Below are 14,835 nucleotides of genomic sequence, written 5' to 3'. Positions count from 1 at the left end.
ATGACCGTGTGCTGGAGATGACACGCGAGGAGTTCGAGGAACTGGTCGCCGAGGCGCTCGACCGGATTCCGCCGGAGCTGACGCGGCTCATGGACAACGTGGCGGTGTTCGTGGAGGACGAACCGCCCGCCGGCGACCCCGAGCTGCTCGGCCTGTACGAGGGCACACCGCTGACCGACCGCGGCGAGTGGTACGCGGGCGTGCTGCCGGACCGGATCACCGTCTATCGCGGGCCGACGCTGAGGATGTGCGACAGCCGCGCGGATGTCGTCGCGGAGACCGAGGTGACCGTGGTGCATGAGATCGCCCACCACTTCGGCATCGACGACGCCCGGCTGCATGCGCTCGGCTATGGGTGAGCAACGGGCTACGCACGACGGCTGAGGGGCCGTGGACGGATGTCGGCTTGTGGGTGGGCATTGATGCGGACGGGGCGCGTGTCTTCTTGCGGGCGGCGGGAGTTGGGGAGGTTGACTCCTTTCCTTGCCAGCGGAGGTGGCCGCCGTGCGCCCTTTGCCCGTACCCGTCCGCCTCACCGTCACGGTGCTGGCCCTCGCCGCTGCCGCCGGCTGTGTGAACGTGGGTGACGACGCGGGCCCGGCCAAACCCTCGCACTCGGCGGGGCGGCACGGCGGGGCGGCACCCGACGGCGTCCCGGTGGCCGGCGCCGGGGGCTTCGGCGGACACGACGACAAGGTGGGCGGCGGTAAGCACGAGCACGGCGGCAAGGCGAAGCCGGGGAAGTCGCCCTCCGCGTCGGCCACCCCGTCCGAGGGTGAGGGCAGTGCGCGCCCGGCTCCGGCGAAACCCGGCAAGCCGGGCAGGACCGTCGATCCCGGGGAGCCGGCGCCGACCGAGGCCCCGCCGACGCCCCCGGCCACCTCCGCCCCGCCCGAGCCCCCGGCGTCCACCCCGCCGCCGGCGACCTCCGAGCCCCCGACGGCCGAGCCGTCCTCCTCGGCGCACGAGGAGACGGGCCCACAGCTCGTCCAGCGCGAGCCGGCACCGACGGCGGGCGCACCGGCGTGAGCGGCCGGGCCGGAGCGGATCCCCGGACATGCGGGTCGCGTGACACCCGGACACCGGACATACGGTTCACGTGACCCCCGGACACGCGGTTCGCGTGACCCCCGGCCATGCGGTTCGACCTGCGGTGATGCGGTCCGGTTTGCCTTCAGGGGTGGTGGGTGCGTATGGTGGTAGATCGTTTGATCCCATTTGCCCGGCGCCACCACAGAGCGCGCCGTGTGGCGCGTACTCTCCCTTGCCGTGGCGGACCGCATTGAGGCGGTCGTGAGCGAATCACGGAGTTGACGGGCGCGTGCCGACGAGACTCCGGAAGGTTTCGCATTCGCATGTCCGTGTCCAGTACTGATCAGTTTGTCGTGTCCGAGAACGAGCTCACCGAGCTTGAGAACGAACTCGCCGACGAGACGAACGAGATCACCGAGGCCGACGAGGCCACTGACACCACCCCCCAGACCACCTTCGCCGACCTCGGCCTGCCCGAGGGTGTTGTGCGCAAGCTCGCGCAGAACGGCGTCACCACCCCCTTCCCGATCCAGGCCGCGACCATCCCGGACGCCCTGGTCGGCAAGGACATCCTCGGCCGTGGCCGCACCGGCTCCGGCAAGACCCTCTCCTTCGGTCTGCCGACCCTGGCCACGCTGGCCGGCGGCCGCACCGAGAAGAAGCGGCCCCGCGCCGTCATCCTCACCCCGACCCGCGAGCTGGCCATGCAGGTCGCCGACGCGCTCCAGCCGTACGGCGACGTCGTCGGCCTGAAGATGAAGGTCGTCTGCGGCGGCACCTCCATGGGCAACCAGATCTACGCCCTGGAGCGCGGCGTCGACATCCTCGTCGCCACCCCGGGCCGCCTGCGCGACATCATCAACCGCGGCGCCTGCTCCCTGGAGGACGTGCAGATCGCCGTCCTGGACGAGGCCGACCAGATGTCCGACCTGGGCTTCCTGCCCGAGGTCACCGAGCTGCTCGACCAGGTCCCGGCCGGCGGCCAGCGCATGCTCTTCTCCGCCACGATGGAGAACGAGATCCAGACCCTCGTCGACCGCTACCTGAACAGCCCCGTCTCGCACGAGGTGGACGCGGCCCAGGGCGCGGTGACGACCATGTCGCACCACATCCTCATCGTGAAGCCCAAGGACAAGGCGCCGGTCACCGCCGCGATCGCCTCCCGCAAGGGCCGCACGATCATCTTCGTCCGCACCCAGCTGGGCGCCGACCGCGTGGCCGAGCAGCTGCGCGAGGCCGGTGTGAAGTCCGACGCGCTGCACGGCGGCATGACCCAGGGCGCCCGCACCCGCACCCTGGCCGACTTCAAGGACGGCTACGTCAACGTCCTGGTCGCCACCGACGTCGCCGCCCGCGGCATCCACGTCGACGGCATCGACCTGGTCCTGAACGTGGACCCGGCCGGCGACCACAAGGACTACCTCCACCGCGCCGGCCGTACCGCCCGCGCGGGCCGCACCGGCACGGTCGTCTCCCTGTCCCTGCCGCACCAGCGCCGCCAGATCTTCCGCCTGATGGAGGACGCCGGCGTCGACGCCGCGCGCCACATCATCCAGGGCGCCGGCGCCTTCGACCCGGAGGTCGCCGAGATCACCGGCGCCCGCTCGATGACCGAGGTCCAGGCCGAGTCCGCGAACAACGCCGCGCAGCAGGCCGAGCGCGAGGTCGCCCAGCTCACCAAGCAGCTGGAGCGCGCCCAGCGCCGCGCCGCCGAGCTGCGCGAGGAGTCGGACCGGCTGGTCGCCCGGGTCGCCCGCGAGCGCGGCGAGGACCCGGAGGCCGCGGTGGCCGAGGCGCAGGCGACCGCCGCGCAGGAGCTGGCGGCCGCCGAGGCCGCCGCTGCCGCCGAGAAGCGGGCCGAGCGCGAGGAGCGTCCGGCGGCTTCGGCGCCGTACGAGCGCCGGGAGCGCCGTGGCTTCGGGGACCGTGGTGACCGTGCCGAGCGGGGCTTCGAGCGTCGTGATGACCGCGGTGACCGCGGGGGCCGTGGTTTCGAGCGCCGTGACGAGCGTCGCCCGTTCGACCGGGACCGTGCCGAGCGCCGTGACGACCGCGGTGACCGCGGTGGTTTCGACCGCCGTGACGACCGCGGTGACCGTGGCGGCCGTGGTTTCGAGCGTCGCGACGAGCGTCGTCCGTTCGACCGTGACCGTGGCAACGACCGTGGCGGCCGCTCCTTCGAGCGCCGTGACGACCGCCGTGACGACCGCGGTGGCTTCGAGCGTCGTGATGACCGTGGTGACCGCGGTGACCGCGGGGGCCGTGGTTTCGAGCGTCGCGACGAGCGTCGTCCGTTCGACCGTGACCGTGGCAACGACCGTGGCGGCCGCTCCTTCGAGCGCCGTGACGACCGTGGCGGCTTCCGCCGGGACGAGCGCGGCGGCCACCGTGGCAGCGACCGCCCGTTCAACCGCGACCGCCGTGACGACCGTCCGGGCTTCCGCTCCGGCGGCCACGACCGCCCCTACGGCCGCCGTGACGACCACCGTGGCAACGGCTCCTTCGGCCGCCGCGAGGACAAGCCGCGCTGGAAGCGCAACGGCTGACGCGGGGTGAGCCCCGCCGAGTGACCTGAGAAGGGCCCGTACGACATCACGTCGTACGGGCCCTTTTTGGCCATAGCGTGACGCATGTCACGCCTCCGGGGAGGGAATTGCTGGGGGCATGACAGATGAAGCGAGAGTGAGCGAGGCGCCGGCCCTGTCGGACGAGGAGCGGCTGGCCCAGCTCGGCTACACCCAGGTGCTCGCCCGCCGGATGTCGGCGTTCTCGAACTACGCCGTCTCCTTCACGATCATCTCGGTGCTGTCCGGCTGTCTCACGCTGTACCTCTTCGGCATGACCACCGGCGGACCCGCGGTGATCACCTGGGGCTGGGTGGCCGTCGGCCTGATGACGCTGGCCGTCGGGCTGTCGATGGCCGAGATCTGCTCGGCGTATCCCACCTCGGCCGGCCTGTACTTCTGGGCCCACCGCCTCGCACCACCCCGCTCGGCGGCGGCCTGGGCCTGGTTCACCGGCTGGTTCAACGTGCTGGGCCAGGTCGCGGTGACCGCCGGCATCGACTTCGGCGCGGCGTCCTTCCTGGGCGCCTGGCTGAACCTCCAGTTCGGCTTCGGGGTGACCCCCGGCCGCACGGTCCTGCTCTTCGCCGCGATCCTGATCCTGCACGGCCTGCTGAACACCTTCGGCGTGCGGATCGTCGCGTTCCTGAACGGCGTGAGCGTGTGGTGGCACGTGCTCGGCGTCGCGGTGATCGTCGGCGCGCTCGCCTTCGTCCCCGACCGCCACCGCTCGGCGTCCTTCGTCTTCACGAAGTTCGTGAACGAGACGGGCTGGGGCAGCGGCCCGTACGTCGTCCTCCTCGGCCTCCTGATGGCCCAGTACACCTTCACGGGCTACGACGCCTCGGCTCATATGACGGAGGAGACCCACGACGCGTCGACGGCGGGCCCGAAGGGCATCGTCCGCTCGATCTGGACGTCCTGGATCGCCGGCTTCGTGCTCCTGCTGGGCTTCACGTTCGCGATCCAGTCGTACGACAAGGAGCTGGCGTCCCCGACGGGCGCGCCCCCGGCCCAGATCCTCCTGGACGCACTGGGCGCCACGACCGGCAAACTCCTCCTCCTGGTCGTGATCGGCGCCCAGCTCTTCTGCGGTATGGCGTCGGTGACGGCCAACAGCCGCATGATCTACGCCTTTTCCCGCGACGGCGCGCTGCCGTTCTCGCACATCTGGCACACGGTCAGCCCGCGCACCCGGACCCCCGTGGCGGCGGTCTGGCTGGCCGCGCTGGGCGCCCTCGCCCTCGGCCTGCCGTATCTCATCAACTCGACGGCGTACGCGGCGGTGACGTCGATCGCGGTCATCGGCCTCTACATCGCGTACGTCATCCCGACCTTCCTCCGCGTCCGCAAGGGTGCCGCCTTCGACCGCGGGCCATGGCATCTGGGCCGCTGGTCGGGCCCGATCGGGGTCGTCTCCGTCACCTGGGTCGTCCTGATCACGATCCTCTTCATGCTCCCGCAGGTCTCCCCGGTCACCTGGGAGACCTTCAACTACGCCCCCGTCGCCGTCCTGGTCGTCGTCGGTTTCGCGACGACCTGGTGGCTGGCCTCGGCGCGTCGCTGGTTCCTCACCGGCGAGCACGCGCCGGCCCCGGAACCTGCCCAAAAGTGAGCATCCCGCCCACTCTTCACCGCCTCGGCTCCCCCCGACGCGGCCGGGTCACCGATACCCGATCGGAGACACGGCCGCGTCCGGCTATGCTCGGACAGGCAACATCGCCTGGGCCCTTAGCTCAATTGGCAGAGCAGTGGACTTTTAATCCATTGGTTGTGGGTTCGAGTCCCACAGGGCCTACGGGAGGTAGGCGGGGCATATGCCCTCTGACCTGCTACGCAGCGCTCGGGTCGGCTTCGGCTGGCTCGGGCGCTGAGTCGTTTTCGGGCGCGACCTTCGAGTTCCTCATCTCGGAGGTCGCGCCCGGAGTGGTGGGCTTGGTGGCCCGGACGATGGCGGAGTGCATGCCGTCTGCGACGGAGTGCGTCGGGGTGATCTCGACGTCCGTGAATCCGGCGGCTTCGAGGCCCGCCCGGTACTCGGAGAAGGACAGCGCGCCGGCGACGCAGCCGACGTAGTCACCGCGCTCGGCACGCTGTTCGGGGGTGAGCGCGTCATCGGCGACGACGTCCGAGACGCCGATACGACCGCCGGGCCGCAGGACGCGGAAGGTCTCCGCGAAGACGGCGGGCTTGTCGACGGACAGGTTGATCACGCAGTTGGAGATGACGACGTCGATGGTGTTCGCCGGGAGGGGGATGGCCTCGATGGCGCCCTTCAGGAACTCGACGTTCCTGGCGCCTGCCTGCTCGGCGTTGGCCAGGGCCAGGGTGAGCATCTCCTCGGTCATGTCCAGTCCGTACGCCTTGCCGGTCGGGCCGACACGCCGGGCGGAGAGCAGGACGTCGATGCCGCCGCCGGAGCCGAGGTCGAGGACGCGTTCACCTTCGCGGAGTTCGGCGACGGCGGTGGGGTTGCCGCAGCCGAGGGAGGCGGCGACCGCTTCGGCGGGTAGAGCGTCGCGTTCGTCGGCGGCGTAGAGGGTGGAGCCGAAGTTCTCGTCGACCTCGACGGGCTGGGGCCCGCAACAGGCGGCGCCGCCTTCGGTGACCTTGACGGCTGCGGCCGCATACCGCTCGCGGACGGTTTCGCGCAGGTCGGTGGACTGCTCGCTCATGACTTCCCTCCTCGGAGACGGGGTATGGCGGTGCCCTGGAACGGCTTGTATTGACGTTTGTTGATGCAACATTGCGCACTGGATCGAAAAACGTCAACATAGATGCATGTCGAAGCAAGGGCTTGAGGTGGTCGGCCAGGACGCCACCTGCTGCCAGGGTCTGGCCGGCGCGCCGCTGGACGAGGAACGCGCCTCGGAGCTGGCGAAGGTTTTCAAGGCGCTGGGCGATCCGGTCCGGCTGCGGTTGCTGTCGATGATCGCCTCGCGAGAGGGCGGCGAGGTCTGCGTGTGCGAGATGACGCCGGCCTTCGACCTCTCCCAGCCGACGGTCTCCCACCACCTCAAGCTGCTGAGGCAGGCCGGCCTGATCGACTGCGAGCGCCGCGGCACCTGGGTGTACTACTGGGCGCTGCCCGGCGCCCTGGACCGGCTCGCCGCTTTCCTGACCACCCCGCAGACCGCCGGAGTGACGGCGTGACGGCGTCCCTCGTCCGTCGTGTCGCCGCCGAAGCGGTGGGGACCGGGTCGCTGGTGGCCGTGGTCGTGGGTTCAGGTATCCAGGCGACCGAGCTGTCGCACGACATCGGCGTGCAGTTGCTGGCCAATTCACTGGCCACCGTCTTCGGCCTGGGGGTGCTGATCACGTTGCTCGGGCCGGTGTCGGGAGCACACTTCAACCCAGCCGTCACCCTGGCCGCTTGGTTCACACGCCGCCGCGCCGGTGATGGCCCGGCCCTTCGCGAGGTGGCCGCGTACGTTCCCGCACAGGTGGCTGGGGCGATCGGCGGCGCGATGCTGGCCGACGCGATGTTCGCAAGGCCCCTGGTCAGGTTCTCCACCCACGACCGTTCCGTCGGTCATCTGTGGCTCGGCGAGGTCGTCGCCACGGCCGGACTGATCCTGCTGATCTTCGGCCTGGACCGCATCGGCCGGGCGTCCTTGGCCCCGGTCGCAGTGGCCTCCTACATCGGGGCCGCCTACTGGTTCACCTCCTCCACCTCCTTCGCCAACCCGGCGGTGACCGTCGGCCGCGCCTTCACCGACACCTTCGCCGGGATCGCTCCCGCCTCGCTCGTCCCGTTCATCGCGGCCCAGTTGGTCGGCACCGCGCTCGGGCTGGGTGCCGTGGCGGTGGTGTACGGATGCCCTGCTCGCACGCCGGACGACGTCGTCGTCCCGCACGGCGAGCCTGAACTCTCCTCCTCCTGACCGCGCTCCGCCCGCAAGGACACCCGCCATGAGCAACGCCGCCCCGCGCCCTTCCGTGCTGTTCGTCTGCGTCCACAACGCCGGCCGCTCCCAGATGGGCGCCGCCTTCCTCACCCACCTCGCCGGGGACGCCGTCGAGGTGCGCTCGGCAGGCTCCGCGCCCGCCGACGCCGTCAACCCGGCTGTGGTGGAGGCCATGAAGGAGGTCGGCATCGACATCTCCGCCGAAACGCCGAAGATCCTCACCACCGAGGCCGTACAGTCCTCCGACGTGGTGATCACGATGGGCTGCGGGGACACCTGCCCCGTCTTCCCCGGCAAGCGATACCTGGACTGGCGGCTCGATGACCCGGCGGGCCAGGGTGTGGACGCCGTGCGGCCGATCCGGGACGAGATCGAGCGTCGAGTGCGCGCTCTGCTGGCCGAGTTCGGGATTCCGGCGGCATCGGCCTGAGCCGGTACCAGGGTCGGCTCGACCGGCGGCTCGACTGCCTGTTCGGCAGTCGGGCGAGACCGAGGGATCAGCCTCGCTGCCTGCTCGGCGATCTCACGGTCCGGCTCAGGGAGCAGGCTCGTGTACGTGTCCGAGGCCAGCGTGATGGTGGAGTGCCGGAGCGTCTCCTTCACCCGTGTGGAGGTCGCCGCCGCCTCCGAGCGCGATGGCAGTCGCCGCCGGCAGGCAGACACGGACGATGATGCCGGCCGGTGTGAGAGGGGTACGGGCGGCCGTCATGCGTCCCTGCCCGGCCCGGAGTTGGCCTTGGGCCTGGAGATCAGATCTGCTCGGTGGGGCGTACGAGCAGCTCGGCGACGGCCACGTGCCGGGGGCGGGTGACGATGTAGCCGACGGTGTCGGCGATGTCCTGGCTCTGCAGTCGGTCGATGTCGCCCAGGGCGGCGGTGATGTGCTGCTGGATGACGTCGGGGTTGTGGGTGCGCAGTTCGGTGTCGACGCTGCCCGGCTCGATGACGCAGACGCGGACGTGCTGGCGCGCGAGTTCCTGGCGCAGGGATTCGCTGAAGGCGCCGACGCCGAACTTGGTGGCGCTGTACACGGCGGACATGGCGTAGGCGTTGCGGCCGGCGAGTGAGCCGATGTTGACGATGTCGGCGACCTGGCGCGGGGCCTCGGTGGCTGCCTTGACCAGGTGGGGGACGGCCGCGTGGGTGGTGTACATCAGGCCCATGAGGTTGATGTCGATCATGCGGCGCCAGTCGTTCAGGTCCGCGCCGGGGGCGGGCCCGAGCAGCATGAGACCGGCGTTGTTGACCAGGGTGTCCAGGCGGCCCAGGCCCTCGACGGTCCGCTCGACCGCTTCCGCGGCGGCCTGGGCGTCGGTGATGTCGGCGGGCACGACCAGAGCCCGCCCGCCGACACCCGTGATCTCCGCAGCGAGGTCGGTGAGCCGGTTCTCACGTCGGCCGACCAGGGCCACGGACGCGCCCTGGCGGGCAAGCTCCAGGGCGGTGGCGTGGCCGATACCGCTGGAGGCCCCGGTGACCAGGGCGACGGTTCCTGCAAGACGAGGGGTCATGGTTCAAGCCTTTCGATTGCAGTCATGGCGACCAGAACCGATTCAACCGCGTGACCTGCGAAAACGTTAGAACGATGCTCGCTGGGCCTTGCACGATCCTCGCGTATACGCCAGCCACGCCAGCCACGGCAGCGAGGGCGTGGTCCGGCAGGTCAACCCTTTTCGTCGGCGCTGCGCGCCGCCAATCGCATCGCGTCCTGGCTGGGCGGCGCGCCGAAGAGGCGGCGGTACTCCCGGCTGAACTGGGACGGGCTGTCGTACCCCACGAGGTATCCGATGTGCGCGACGTCCTTGGGATTCGCGGCCAGACGCAGCCGGGCCTCATGGAGCCTGATCTTCTTCTGGTACTGGATCGGAGTCGTTCGGGTGACAGCCTGGAAGTTCCGGTAGAAAGCGGAGGGACTCATCCCGATCAGCTCGGCCAGGTCCTCCACCCGGAACGGCTCTCGGTAGTTCTCCCGGATCCACTGGACAGCCCTGGCGACGGGGGAGAGCTTGCTGTCGGAAAGACCGATCCGGCGAACCGTCGCGCCGTGCTCGCTGGTGATCAGGCGCCACAGGATCTCGCGCTTGTAGAGCGGGGCGAGCATGTCCCTGTCGCGTGGCTGATCAAGCAGGCGCACCAGTCGCACGGCGGCGTCCAGCAGCTCGTCCGAGGCATGACTGAAGGCGAAGACAGGTGCTGCGGCGTCATCGCTGTCGGCAATGGTGCCGGGAGCGGCTTGCAACATCACCTCGGCGACCTCAGAGGGCTGCAGACGCAGGCACAGCCCCAACACCGGCCGCTCCGGAGTGGCCTCGATGAAGCGGCACTTCAGAGGCATGGCGACGGATACGGCCAGGTACTGCCCGGCACGGTAGTCGTACACATGATCGCCATACGCCATACGTTTGGCGCCCTGGGCGATCAACGCCATGAACGTCCCGGTCGCCGGCGGCGCCGGTGAGTCCGCCTCCTCCCGCCCGATCAGCAAGTTCTCGATGGCTGTCGTGGTGTCGGCTCGGGCGTGACGGGCCAGCAGTGTGCACAGTTCGTCGAGCGCCATGTACCGATTTAAGCATCGCGGCCGAGGGAGGGTTTGGAACGGCTGTTCGAGCTGGTTGCGTATGCCTGGGCAGCCTTCGCTTCACTTCCGGACGTCGAAACAGCGTCCGGAAACACCCGGTAAGCCCTGACCTGGACTTTTAATGCAGGGTGTCCCGCTGTCGGAGTGTATCCGCCGCAGACAGCCGGCCTTGGCGGGCGCCGAAGTCCTCGCCGGTGAGCGGAGGCTGCTGGATGTCGCGACGCGCTACGGCTACGGCTACGGCTCGGGGGAGGCCTTTGCCCGTGCGTTCCGCGCCGTCCACGGTGTGGGTCCGGTGAGGCCCGGCGCACCGGTGCGGCGCTGCACTCCCGGCCCCGGATGTCCTTCCGGCTCATCACCGAAGGGAGCAGCAGTATGCGATACAGGATCGTGGAGAAGGAGGAGTTCCGTGTGGTCGGCAGGAAGGCCCGTGTCCCGCTCGTCCATGAGGGGGGCAACCCGGCGATCGCCGGGTTCGTCCGGGGCATCGGACCCGAGACGCTGGGCCGGATCACGGCGCTGTCCGACCAGGGGCCGGCGGGGATCGTCGGGGTGAGCGACCGGCTCGATCCGAGCCGGGCGGAGGGGACCGAACTCGACTACCACCACGGCGTGGTGACGTGCGCCGAGGCGCCCGAGGACATGGACGTCCTCGCCGTCCCGGCCGGGATATGAGCGGTCTTCGAGAACTCCGGTCCGTTGCCGCAGGCGCTTCAGCACCTGTGGCGGGGCGTGTCCACCGGTGGTTCCCGTCGAACGGTCCGCCGTCCAGCCGCCTGAGCGGGCGTCACGCGACGGCCCGGGTCTTCACGGCGCAGGGCAACGCCCCAGTCCATCGGCGCGAAGGAGCTGGGGCGTTCCCGTTGTGCAGGGCGTGGGGACAGGCCGCGACCGCCACGGCCGGCGGCCTGTCCCCGGTCAAGAAGAGGTCACCAGCAGAGCGAGCTGATCGTGTGGGTGTCACACACATGGGAGGGGCCCTCGCCGGCGGAGGCGGCGGGGACCGCGAGGGCGGTGAGGATCGCAGCGATGAAGAGGGTGGAGAGGTGTCGTCGCATGGTGAGCGGTCCTTTCTGGGGACTCGGCAAGACGCGTGTCTTGGGGCAAGACGCGCGTCTTGGGGGAATGTCTCCCAGGCTTGCGCAGCCCCGCACAGGCCGCATGTCGAACCTCGCCCATTCGATCATCGTCCCAGGTCGGCGCGTGTCTCTCCGTTAGTCCATCGGTTGCGGGCGCGAAACCCGGGTCGGTCACGACGCCGGGTCGGTCACGACGCCGGGCCGGCCACGACGCGGGGACGGTCACGCGCCGGGCCCGAGCGTTCTGGCTGCGGGCCTGGCGTGTGACGGCGAACGGCGGCCCGTGGAGGCCGCCGTCGCGCTACGGCTTGGTGGGGCGGCGGGCCTGTGCGGCGTGCCGGGGTTTGGCGACCTTGGACGACACCTGGCCGACGATCTCCCAGAAACACACCAGTGCGGTGATCGGCGGAATTCCGAAGATGATCCAGGAAAGCAGTGAGTGCGGTGAGTGGCTGACGCACAGGGCCACTGCCATCGCGGAGGCGGCCAGCACCACGCCCCAGGACCTTCGCGCACTCCGATTCTGGACGGTGGCCCGCAGAATGGACAGAGCCGCCACGAGCCAGGGCCCGTACACCGTCAGCGGCCACCACTGGGCCAATCTCGCCGGCAGTACGGAGGACGCGGTGGCGCGGAGCTGGGCATACGAATACGAGAATGACCAGCCCAACATGCAGACCGCGCACACCGAGATGGTCGCGATCAGGATCGTGACATGCGTGCCCCGATTGTTGTCCTGCGACCGAGATTCCGCACGGAGTCGCTGCCGGGTCCTCCGGTGGCTGGACCGTTCGTGCGGCGGGCTCGGTTCGGGATCGGGGCTGGACGCTGCGGACAGCATCTGGGCCAGTTCCTCGACCGGGTCCCATTGCATCTCGAGCGTGCTGAACTCAGTGTCGAGGAAGATGTCTTCGCTGTGAGTCCTGTCCATCGAGTACTTCCTATAGCCCGACCATCGCCTGCAGGTACTCGCTCTCCAGCTGGGTCATTCTTCTCAGGAAGTCGTCGAGAAGATCAGAACATCCGTCAATGAACACCTCGCTTTCGTCGAGCCGTGTATTAAATGTGATCGTCGAGCGGAGATTCCCGACGGTGAGTCCTTCAGTCCGTGTCACGCCCGCCTAACGAATGCCTCCGGGTGGGCGGATGTCGGGCATTCGGGTGTTTTTGTTGCTCAAAAGCAGTATCCGATGGGGCCGATCGCAGCAACGGACCGGTCGCGACAATCGGAGAAAATGCGAATAGGCAGAAAAATACATTCCGTGAATATAGAGATCACTCGGCCCGCGCGGGGCCGGGCGGCAGCTGGACCGTCATGATCAGATGGCCGGGCCCGGTGCCCGCGCCGCGACAGGTGTGCGCGGTGTCGTCGTCGAACGTGGCGGTCTGGCCCGCCGCGAGCGGGTGCTCGGTGCCGTCGACGACCAGGGTCATCCGGCCGGCGGTCACACTGACGGTCTCCACGACCCCTGCCTGATGGGGGTGGCTGGGGTACTCCTCGTCCGGTTCCAGACCTCAGGCCTCAGACCTCCGGCACGATCCGTTCCACCGCCGCCGTCACCAGTTCCTCCCGCTCCGCCTCGGAGAGCACGTCCGGCAGGGTGAGTTGTTCGACGATCAGCCAGTTCAGGGCGAGGTAGAGCAGTTTGACGGCCGTGGCGTCGCCGGGCAGGCCGGACGCCTCGTGATAGGCCACGTTCGCGGCGAGGTCGGCGCGGACCCGCTCGGTGAGCACCGCGCGCAGTTCCGGGCGGCGGGTGGCCTCCAGGCGGAGTTCCAGCAGCGCGAGGTAGCCGGTGCGGAAGGAGGCGATACGGCCGACGAGTTCACGCATCAGCACCGCGTACGTCTCCCGGTCGCGGCCGGCCGTCCGCTGGCGGGCGATCGTGGCCTCGTCGGGCTGGAGCCGTTCGTAGACGCGGGCTCCGGCCTGGGTGAGCAGCTCGTCGCGGCCGGCGAAGTAGTTGGACGCCGTACCGGGAGGCACGGCGGCCGCCCCGTCCACCGCCCGGAAGGTCAGTCCGCGGGCGCCTTCCCGCGCCAGCACCTCGATCGCGGCGTCGACGAGGGCCGCCCGTCGCTGGTCATTGCGTCTCACCATGGGATGTCCGGCTCCGTGTGCGGGTACTCATCGAAAACCACTCCGGTCAGAGTACTCCGTATGAAGTTGTCAGAGGCCTCGCCGGGGCGCGGTCGAACAGGACCGAACAAAACATACGACCGGACGTACATCTTCTCCGGCGTGTGGCACGATGGCGGGAATGGAAAGCGAACGACACGGCCCGGAGCGCGACGCGGGACGGGGAATCCTGGGTGCCGAGGGTCCCGAGGTGACCGATCTGCGGCTGGTGCGCGGCGCCCGCGCCCGGCAGCGGGTCGCCCGGCACGCCGTCGACATCGCTTCGCTGGACGGGCTCGACGGGCTCAGCATCGGCCGGCTCGCCGCCGACCTCGGGCTGAGCAAGAGCGGTGTCCAGACGCTGTTCCGTACCAAGGAGAACCTGCAGCTCGCCGCCGCCGAGAGCGCGCACCGGGAGTTCGAGCGCGCGGTCGTGCGGCCCACGCGGTCCTTCCCCGCGGGCTCCGCCCGGCTGCGGGCGCTGACCGAGCACTGGATCGTCTACGCGCAGACGCCCCTGTTCGCCGGCGGCTGCTTCTGGTCCGCCAACCTTCCCGCCTACGACAGCCGCCCCGGCGCGGTCCGCGACGCCCTGCTCGCCCACCGCGACGCATGGCTGAAACTCATCGGCGAACAGCTGCGGCGGGCCGTCGGGGACGATGAAATCGCCCCTCTGGACGTGGAGTTGACCGTCTTCCAGCTGGACGCCGTCTGCAACGCGGCCAACATCGCCATGCGGCTCGGGGACGACGGCGCCGCCAGGAAGGTGCGCCGGGTGGTGGAGGGGTTCCTCCGGGGGGCGCGGTGACGCGTGCGGATCAGCCGGCCCGGCCGAGGTCGGCCCGACTGAGGTCCGTGCGTCCGTAGGCCCGCAGGAACGCCGCCACGCCGCCCCGGATCAGACGGTCCGTCTCCGCCGCGGGGAGGGGATGGACGCCGTAGTTGGTGAACTGCACGATCGTGTGGGTGGTCAGGGCCGTGAAGTGGGCGGCGGCCATCGCCGCGTCGCCGTGCGGATCGAGCAGGCCCGCGTCCGCGAGGTGCGTCATCGCCTCGGTGACGGCCCGGCCGACCGGTCCCGGACCGGCCTCGTACCAGGCCTTGAGGACCTCCGGCGGCACATGGTCGGCCTCGGCGTGGATATGGCGGACGAGCGCGAAGTGGTACGGGTAGTCGGCCATGAGGCTGACGAACGCGCGGGCCAGGGTGACCAGATCGCGCTCCAGGTCCTCGGCGCGCGGCGGCCGCTCGGGGTCCAGCACGGCGCGCAGGCGCGCCAGTTGGGCGTCGCGGACCTCGTTGGACGTCCAGGTCACCACCGTCTGGAAGAGCTGGGCCTTGCCGCCGGGGAAGTGGTTGTACAGCGTGCGCGTGGAGACGCCGGCCTGTGCGGCCAGCGCGTCGATCGAGGCGCGCGCATAGCCCTCGCGGCCGAAGAGCGTGCAGGACGCGCTCGCGATCGCCATCTGTTTCTCCAGCTTGCGCGGTGAGACCTCGCCTCGCGCCTGCGTCAGCCGGGACTCGTTCGTTTCGCCCACACCCGCCCCCTTCTGGT

General features: G+C 70.0%; 15 protein-coding genes, 1 tRNA gene and 2 pseudogenes. 10 read left to right on the top strand and 8 right to left on the bottom strand.

Translation table 11 applies throughout. The features are described from left to right. Nucleotides 1–8 precede the first annotated feature (8 nt). From IE277_RS15315 to IE277_RS15295, 5 genes are all read left to right on the top strand, one after another. Nucleotides 9–359: a metallopeptidase family protein gene (locus IE277_RS15315; protein ID WP_189952667.1), complete on the top strand. Its 351-nt coding sequence runs from the start codon at nucleotides 9–11 to the stop codon at nucleotides 357–359. 145 nt (nucleotides 360–504) lie between these two features. Then, entirely contained in the window at nucleotides 505–1,029 is a 525-nt protein-coding gene (locus tag IE277_RS15310; RefSeq protein WP_189952665.1) for a hypothetical protein, read from the top strand. 326 nt (nucleotides 1,030–1,355) lie between these two features. Beyond that, nucleotides 1,356–3,578: a DEAD/DEAH box helicase gene (locus IE277_RS15305; protein WP_189952663.1), complete on the top strand. Its 2,223-nt coding sequence runs from the start codon at nucleotides 1,356–1,358 to the stop codon at nucleotides 3,576–3,578. A 118-nt stretch (nucleotides 3,579–3,696) separates the two neighbouring features. Continuing rightward, on the top strand, nucleotides 3,697–5,211 hold the full coding sequence (locus IE277_RS15300; protein ID WP_189952661.1) for an amino acid permease: 1,515 nt from the start codon (nucleotides 3,697–3,699) through the stop codon (nucleotides 5,209–5,211). A gap of 110 nt (nucleotides 5,212–5,321) precedes the next feature. Beyond that, nucleotides 5,322–5,394 (top strand) — tRNA-Lys (locus IE277_RS15295). 34 nt (nucleotides 5,395–5,428) lie between these two features. Here the strand turns inward: IE277_RS15295 and arsM are convergent. Continuing rightward, nucleotides 5,429–6,271, bottom strand: coding sequence for an arsenite methyltransferase (arsM, locus tag IE277_RS15290; protein ID WP_229881558.1), 843 nt, complete (start codon nucleotides 6,269–6,271; stop codon nucleotides 5,429–5,431). A gap of 106 nt (nucleotides 6,272–6,377) precedes the next feature. On the opposite strand from arsM, the gene IE277_RS15285 reads away from it, so the two are divergent. From IE277_RS15285 to IE277_RS15275, 3 genes are read left to right on the top strand one after another with little or no spacing between them, the layout of a single operon-like run. Next, nucleotides 6,378–6,749, top strand: a complete 372-nt coding sequence (locus tag IE277_RS15285; protein WP_189952659.1) for an ArsR/SmtB family transcription factor — start codon at nucleotides 6,378–6,380, stop codon at nucleotides 6,747–6,749. After that, on the top strand, nucleotides 6,746–7,480 hold the full coding sequence (locus tag IE277_RS15280; RefSeq protein WP_189952657.1) for an aquaporin: 735 nt from the start codon (nucleotides 6,746–6,748) through the stop codon (nucleotides 7,478–7,480). The genes IE277_RS15285 and IE277_RS15280 overlap by 4 nt, the downstream gene beginning before the upstream one ends. A gap of 28 nt (nucleotides 7,481–7,508) precedes the next feature. Continuing rightward, a complete protein-coding gene (locus IE277_RS15275; RefSeq protein ID WP_189952655.1) occupies nucleotides 7,509–7,934 on the top strand; it encodes an arsenate reductase ArsC in 426 nt (141 codons plus the stop codon). 319 nt (nucleotides 7,935–8,253) lie between these two features. Here IE277_RS15275 and IE277_RS15270 read toward each other — a convergent pair whose 3' ends face one another. Continuing rightward, on the bottom strand, nucleotides 8,254–9,015 hold the full coding sequence (locus IE277_RS15270; protein WP_189952653.1) for an SDR family NAD(P)-dependent oxidoreductase: 762 nt from the start codon (nucleotides 9,013–9,015) through the stop codon (nucleotides 8,254–8,256). 152 nt (nucleotides 9,016–9,167) lie between these two features. Further along, nucleotides 9,168–10,061, bottom strand: a complete 894-nt coding sequence (locus IE277_RS15265; RefSeq protein WP_189952651.1) for an AraC family transcriptional regulator — start codon at nucleotides 10,059–10,061, stop codon at nucleotides 9,168–9,170. A 142-nt stretch (nucleotides 10,062–10,203) separates the two neighbouring features. On the opposite strand from IE277_RS15265, the pseudogene IE277_RS15260 reads away from it, so the two are divergent. Then, nucleotides 10,204–10,840 (top strand): annotated as a pseudogene (locus IE277_RS15260) (GyrI-like domain-containing protein); the annotation flags it as partial. A 171-nt stretch (nucleotides 10,841–11,011) separates the two neighbouring features. Here the strand turns inward: IE277_RS15260 and IE277_RS48795 are convergent. From IE277_RS48795 to IE277_RS15245, 4 genes and pseudogenes are all read right to left on the bottom strand, one after another. Next, complete coding sequence (locus IE277_RS48795; protein WP_268252559.1) at nucleotides 11,012–11,140, bottom strand: hypothetical protein; 129 nt, start codon at nucleotides 11,138–11,140, stop codon at nucleotides 11,012–11,014. Between the two features lie 322 nt (nucleotides 11,141–11,462). After that, on the bottom strand, nucleotides 11,463–12,092 hold the full coding sequence (locus IE277_RS15255; protein ID WP_189952649.1) for a DUF2637 domain-containing protein: 630 nt from the start codon (nucleotides 12,090–12,092) through the stop codon (nucleotides 11,463–11,465). Between the two features lie 344 nt (nucleotides 12,093–12,436). Next, a pseudogene (locus IE277_RS15250) lies at nucleotides 12,437–12,673 on the bottom strand (cupin domain-containing protein); the annotation flags it as partial. 10 nt (nucleotides 12,674–12,683) lie between these two features. Beyond that, on the bottom strand, nucleotides 12,684–13,262 hold the full coding sequence (locus IE277_RS15245) for a TetR/AcrR family transcriptional regulator (protein WP_189952647.1): 579 nt from the start codon (nucleotides 13,260–13,262) through the stop codon (nucleotides 12,684–12,686). 160 nt (nucleotides 13,263–13,422) lie between these two features. Between IE277_RS15245 and IE277_RS15240 the strand changes: the two genes are divergently transcribed. Continuing rightward, nucleotides 13,423–14,088: a TetR/AcrR family transcriptional regulator gene (locus IE277_RS15240; RefSeq protein ID WP_229881557.1), complete on the top strand. Its 666-nt coding sequence runs from the start codon at nucleotides 13,423–13,425 to the stop codon at nucleotides 14,086–14,088. Between the two features lie 10 nt (nucleotides 14,089–14,098). On the opposite strand, the gene IE277_RS15235 is transcribed toward IE277_RS15240, so the two are convergent. Further along, nucleotides 14,099–14,818 carry a TetR/AcrR family transcriptional regulator gene (locus tag IE277_RS15235; protein ID WP_189952645.1) on the bottom strand — a complete coding sequence of 240 codons (720 nt, stop codon included), beginning with the start codon at nucleotides 14,816–14,818 and terminating at the stop codon, nucleotides 14,099–14,101. Between the last annotated feature and the right edge of the window lie 17 nt (nucleotides 14,819–14,835).

Origin of the sequence: Streptomyces alanosinicus, from assembly GCF_014650595.1 — a bacterium.
In the GTDB taxonomy this organism is placed as follows: domain Bacteria; phylum Actinomycetota; class Actinomycetes; order Streptomycetales; family Streptomycetaceae; genus Streptomyces; species Streptomyces alanosinicus.
Note: the sequence above shows the minus strand (reverse complement) of the source record. Positions and strands in the feature narration are given on the sequence as shown.

What these genes read in the sequence shown, in the direction of transcription:
- IE277_RS15265 (WP_189952651.1), bottom strand. Translation starts at nt 10,061, where the DNA reads ATGGCGCTCGACGAACTGTGCACACTGCTGGCCCGTCACGCCCGAGCC.
- IE277_RS15300 (WP_189952661.1), top strand. Translation starts at nt 3,697, where the DNA reads ATGACAGATGAAGCGAGAGTGAGCGAGGCGCCGGCCCTGTCGGACGAG.
- IE277_RS15285 (WP_189952659.1), top strand. Translation starts at nt 6,378, where the DNA reads ATGTCGAAGCAAGGGCTTGAGGTGGTCGGCCAGGACGCCACCTGCTGC.
- IE277_RS15305 (WP_189952663.1), top strand. Translation starts at nt 1,356, where the DNA reads ATGTCCGTGTCCAGTACTGATCAGTTTGTCGTGTCCGAGAACGAGCTC.
- IE277_RS15240 (WP_229881557.1), top strand. Translation starts at nt 13,423, where the DNA reads ATGGAAAGCGAACGACACGGCCCGGAGCGCGACGCGGGACGGGGAATC.
- IE277_RS15275 (WP_189952655.1), top strand. Translation starts at nt 7,509, where the DNA reads ATGAGCAACGCCGCCCCGCGCCCTTCCGTGCTGTTCGTCTGCGTCCAC.
- IE277_RS48795 (WP_268252559.1), bottom strand. Translation starts at nt 11,140, where the DNA reads ATGCGACGACACCTCTCCACCCTCTTCATCGCTGCGATCCTCACCGCC.
- arsM (WP_229881558.1), bottom strand. Translation starts at nt 6,271, where the DNA reads ATGAGCGAGCAGTCCACCGACCTGCGCGAAACCGTCCGCGAGCGGTAT.
- IE277_RS15255 (WP_189952649.1), bottom strand. Translation starts at nt 12,092, where the DNA reads ATGGACAGGACTCACAGCGAAGACATCTTCCTCGACACTGAGTTCAGC.
- IE277_RS15270 (WP_189952653.1), bottom strand. Translation starts at nt 9,015, where the DNA reads ATGACCCCTCGTCTTGCAGGAACCGTCGCCCTGGTCACCGGGGCCTCC.
- IE277_RS15245 (WP_189952647.1), bottom strand. Translation starts at nt 13,262, where the DNA reads ATGGTGAGACGCAATGACCAGCGACGGGCGGCCCTCGTCGACGCCGCG.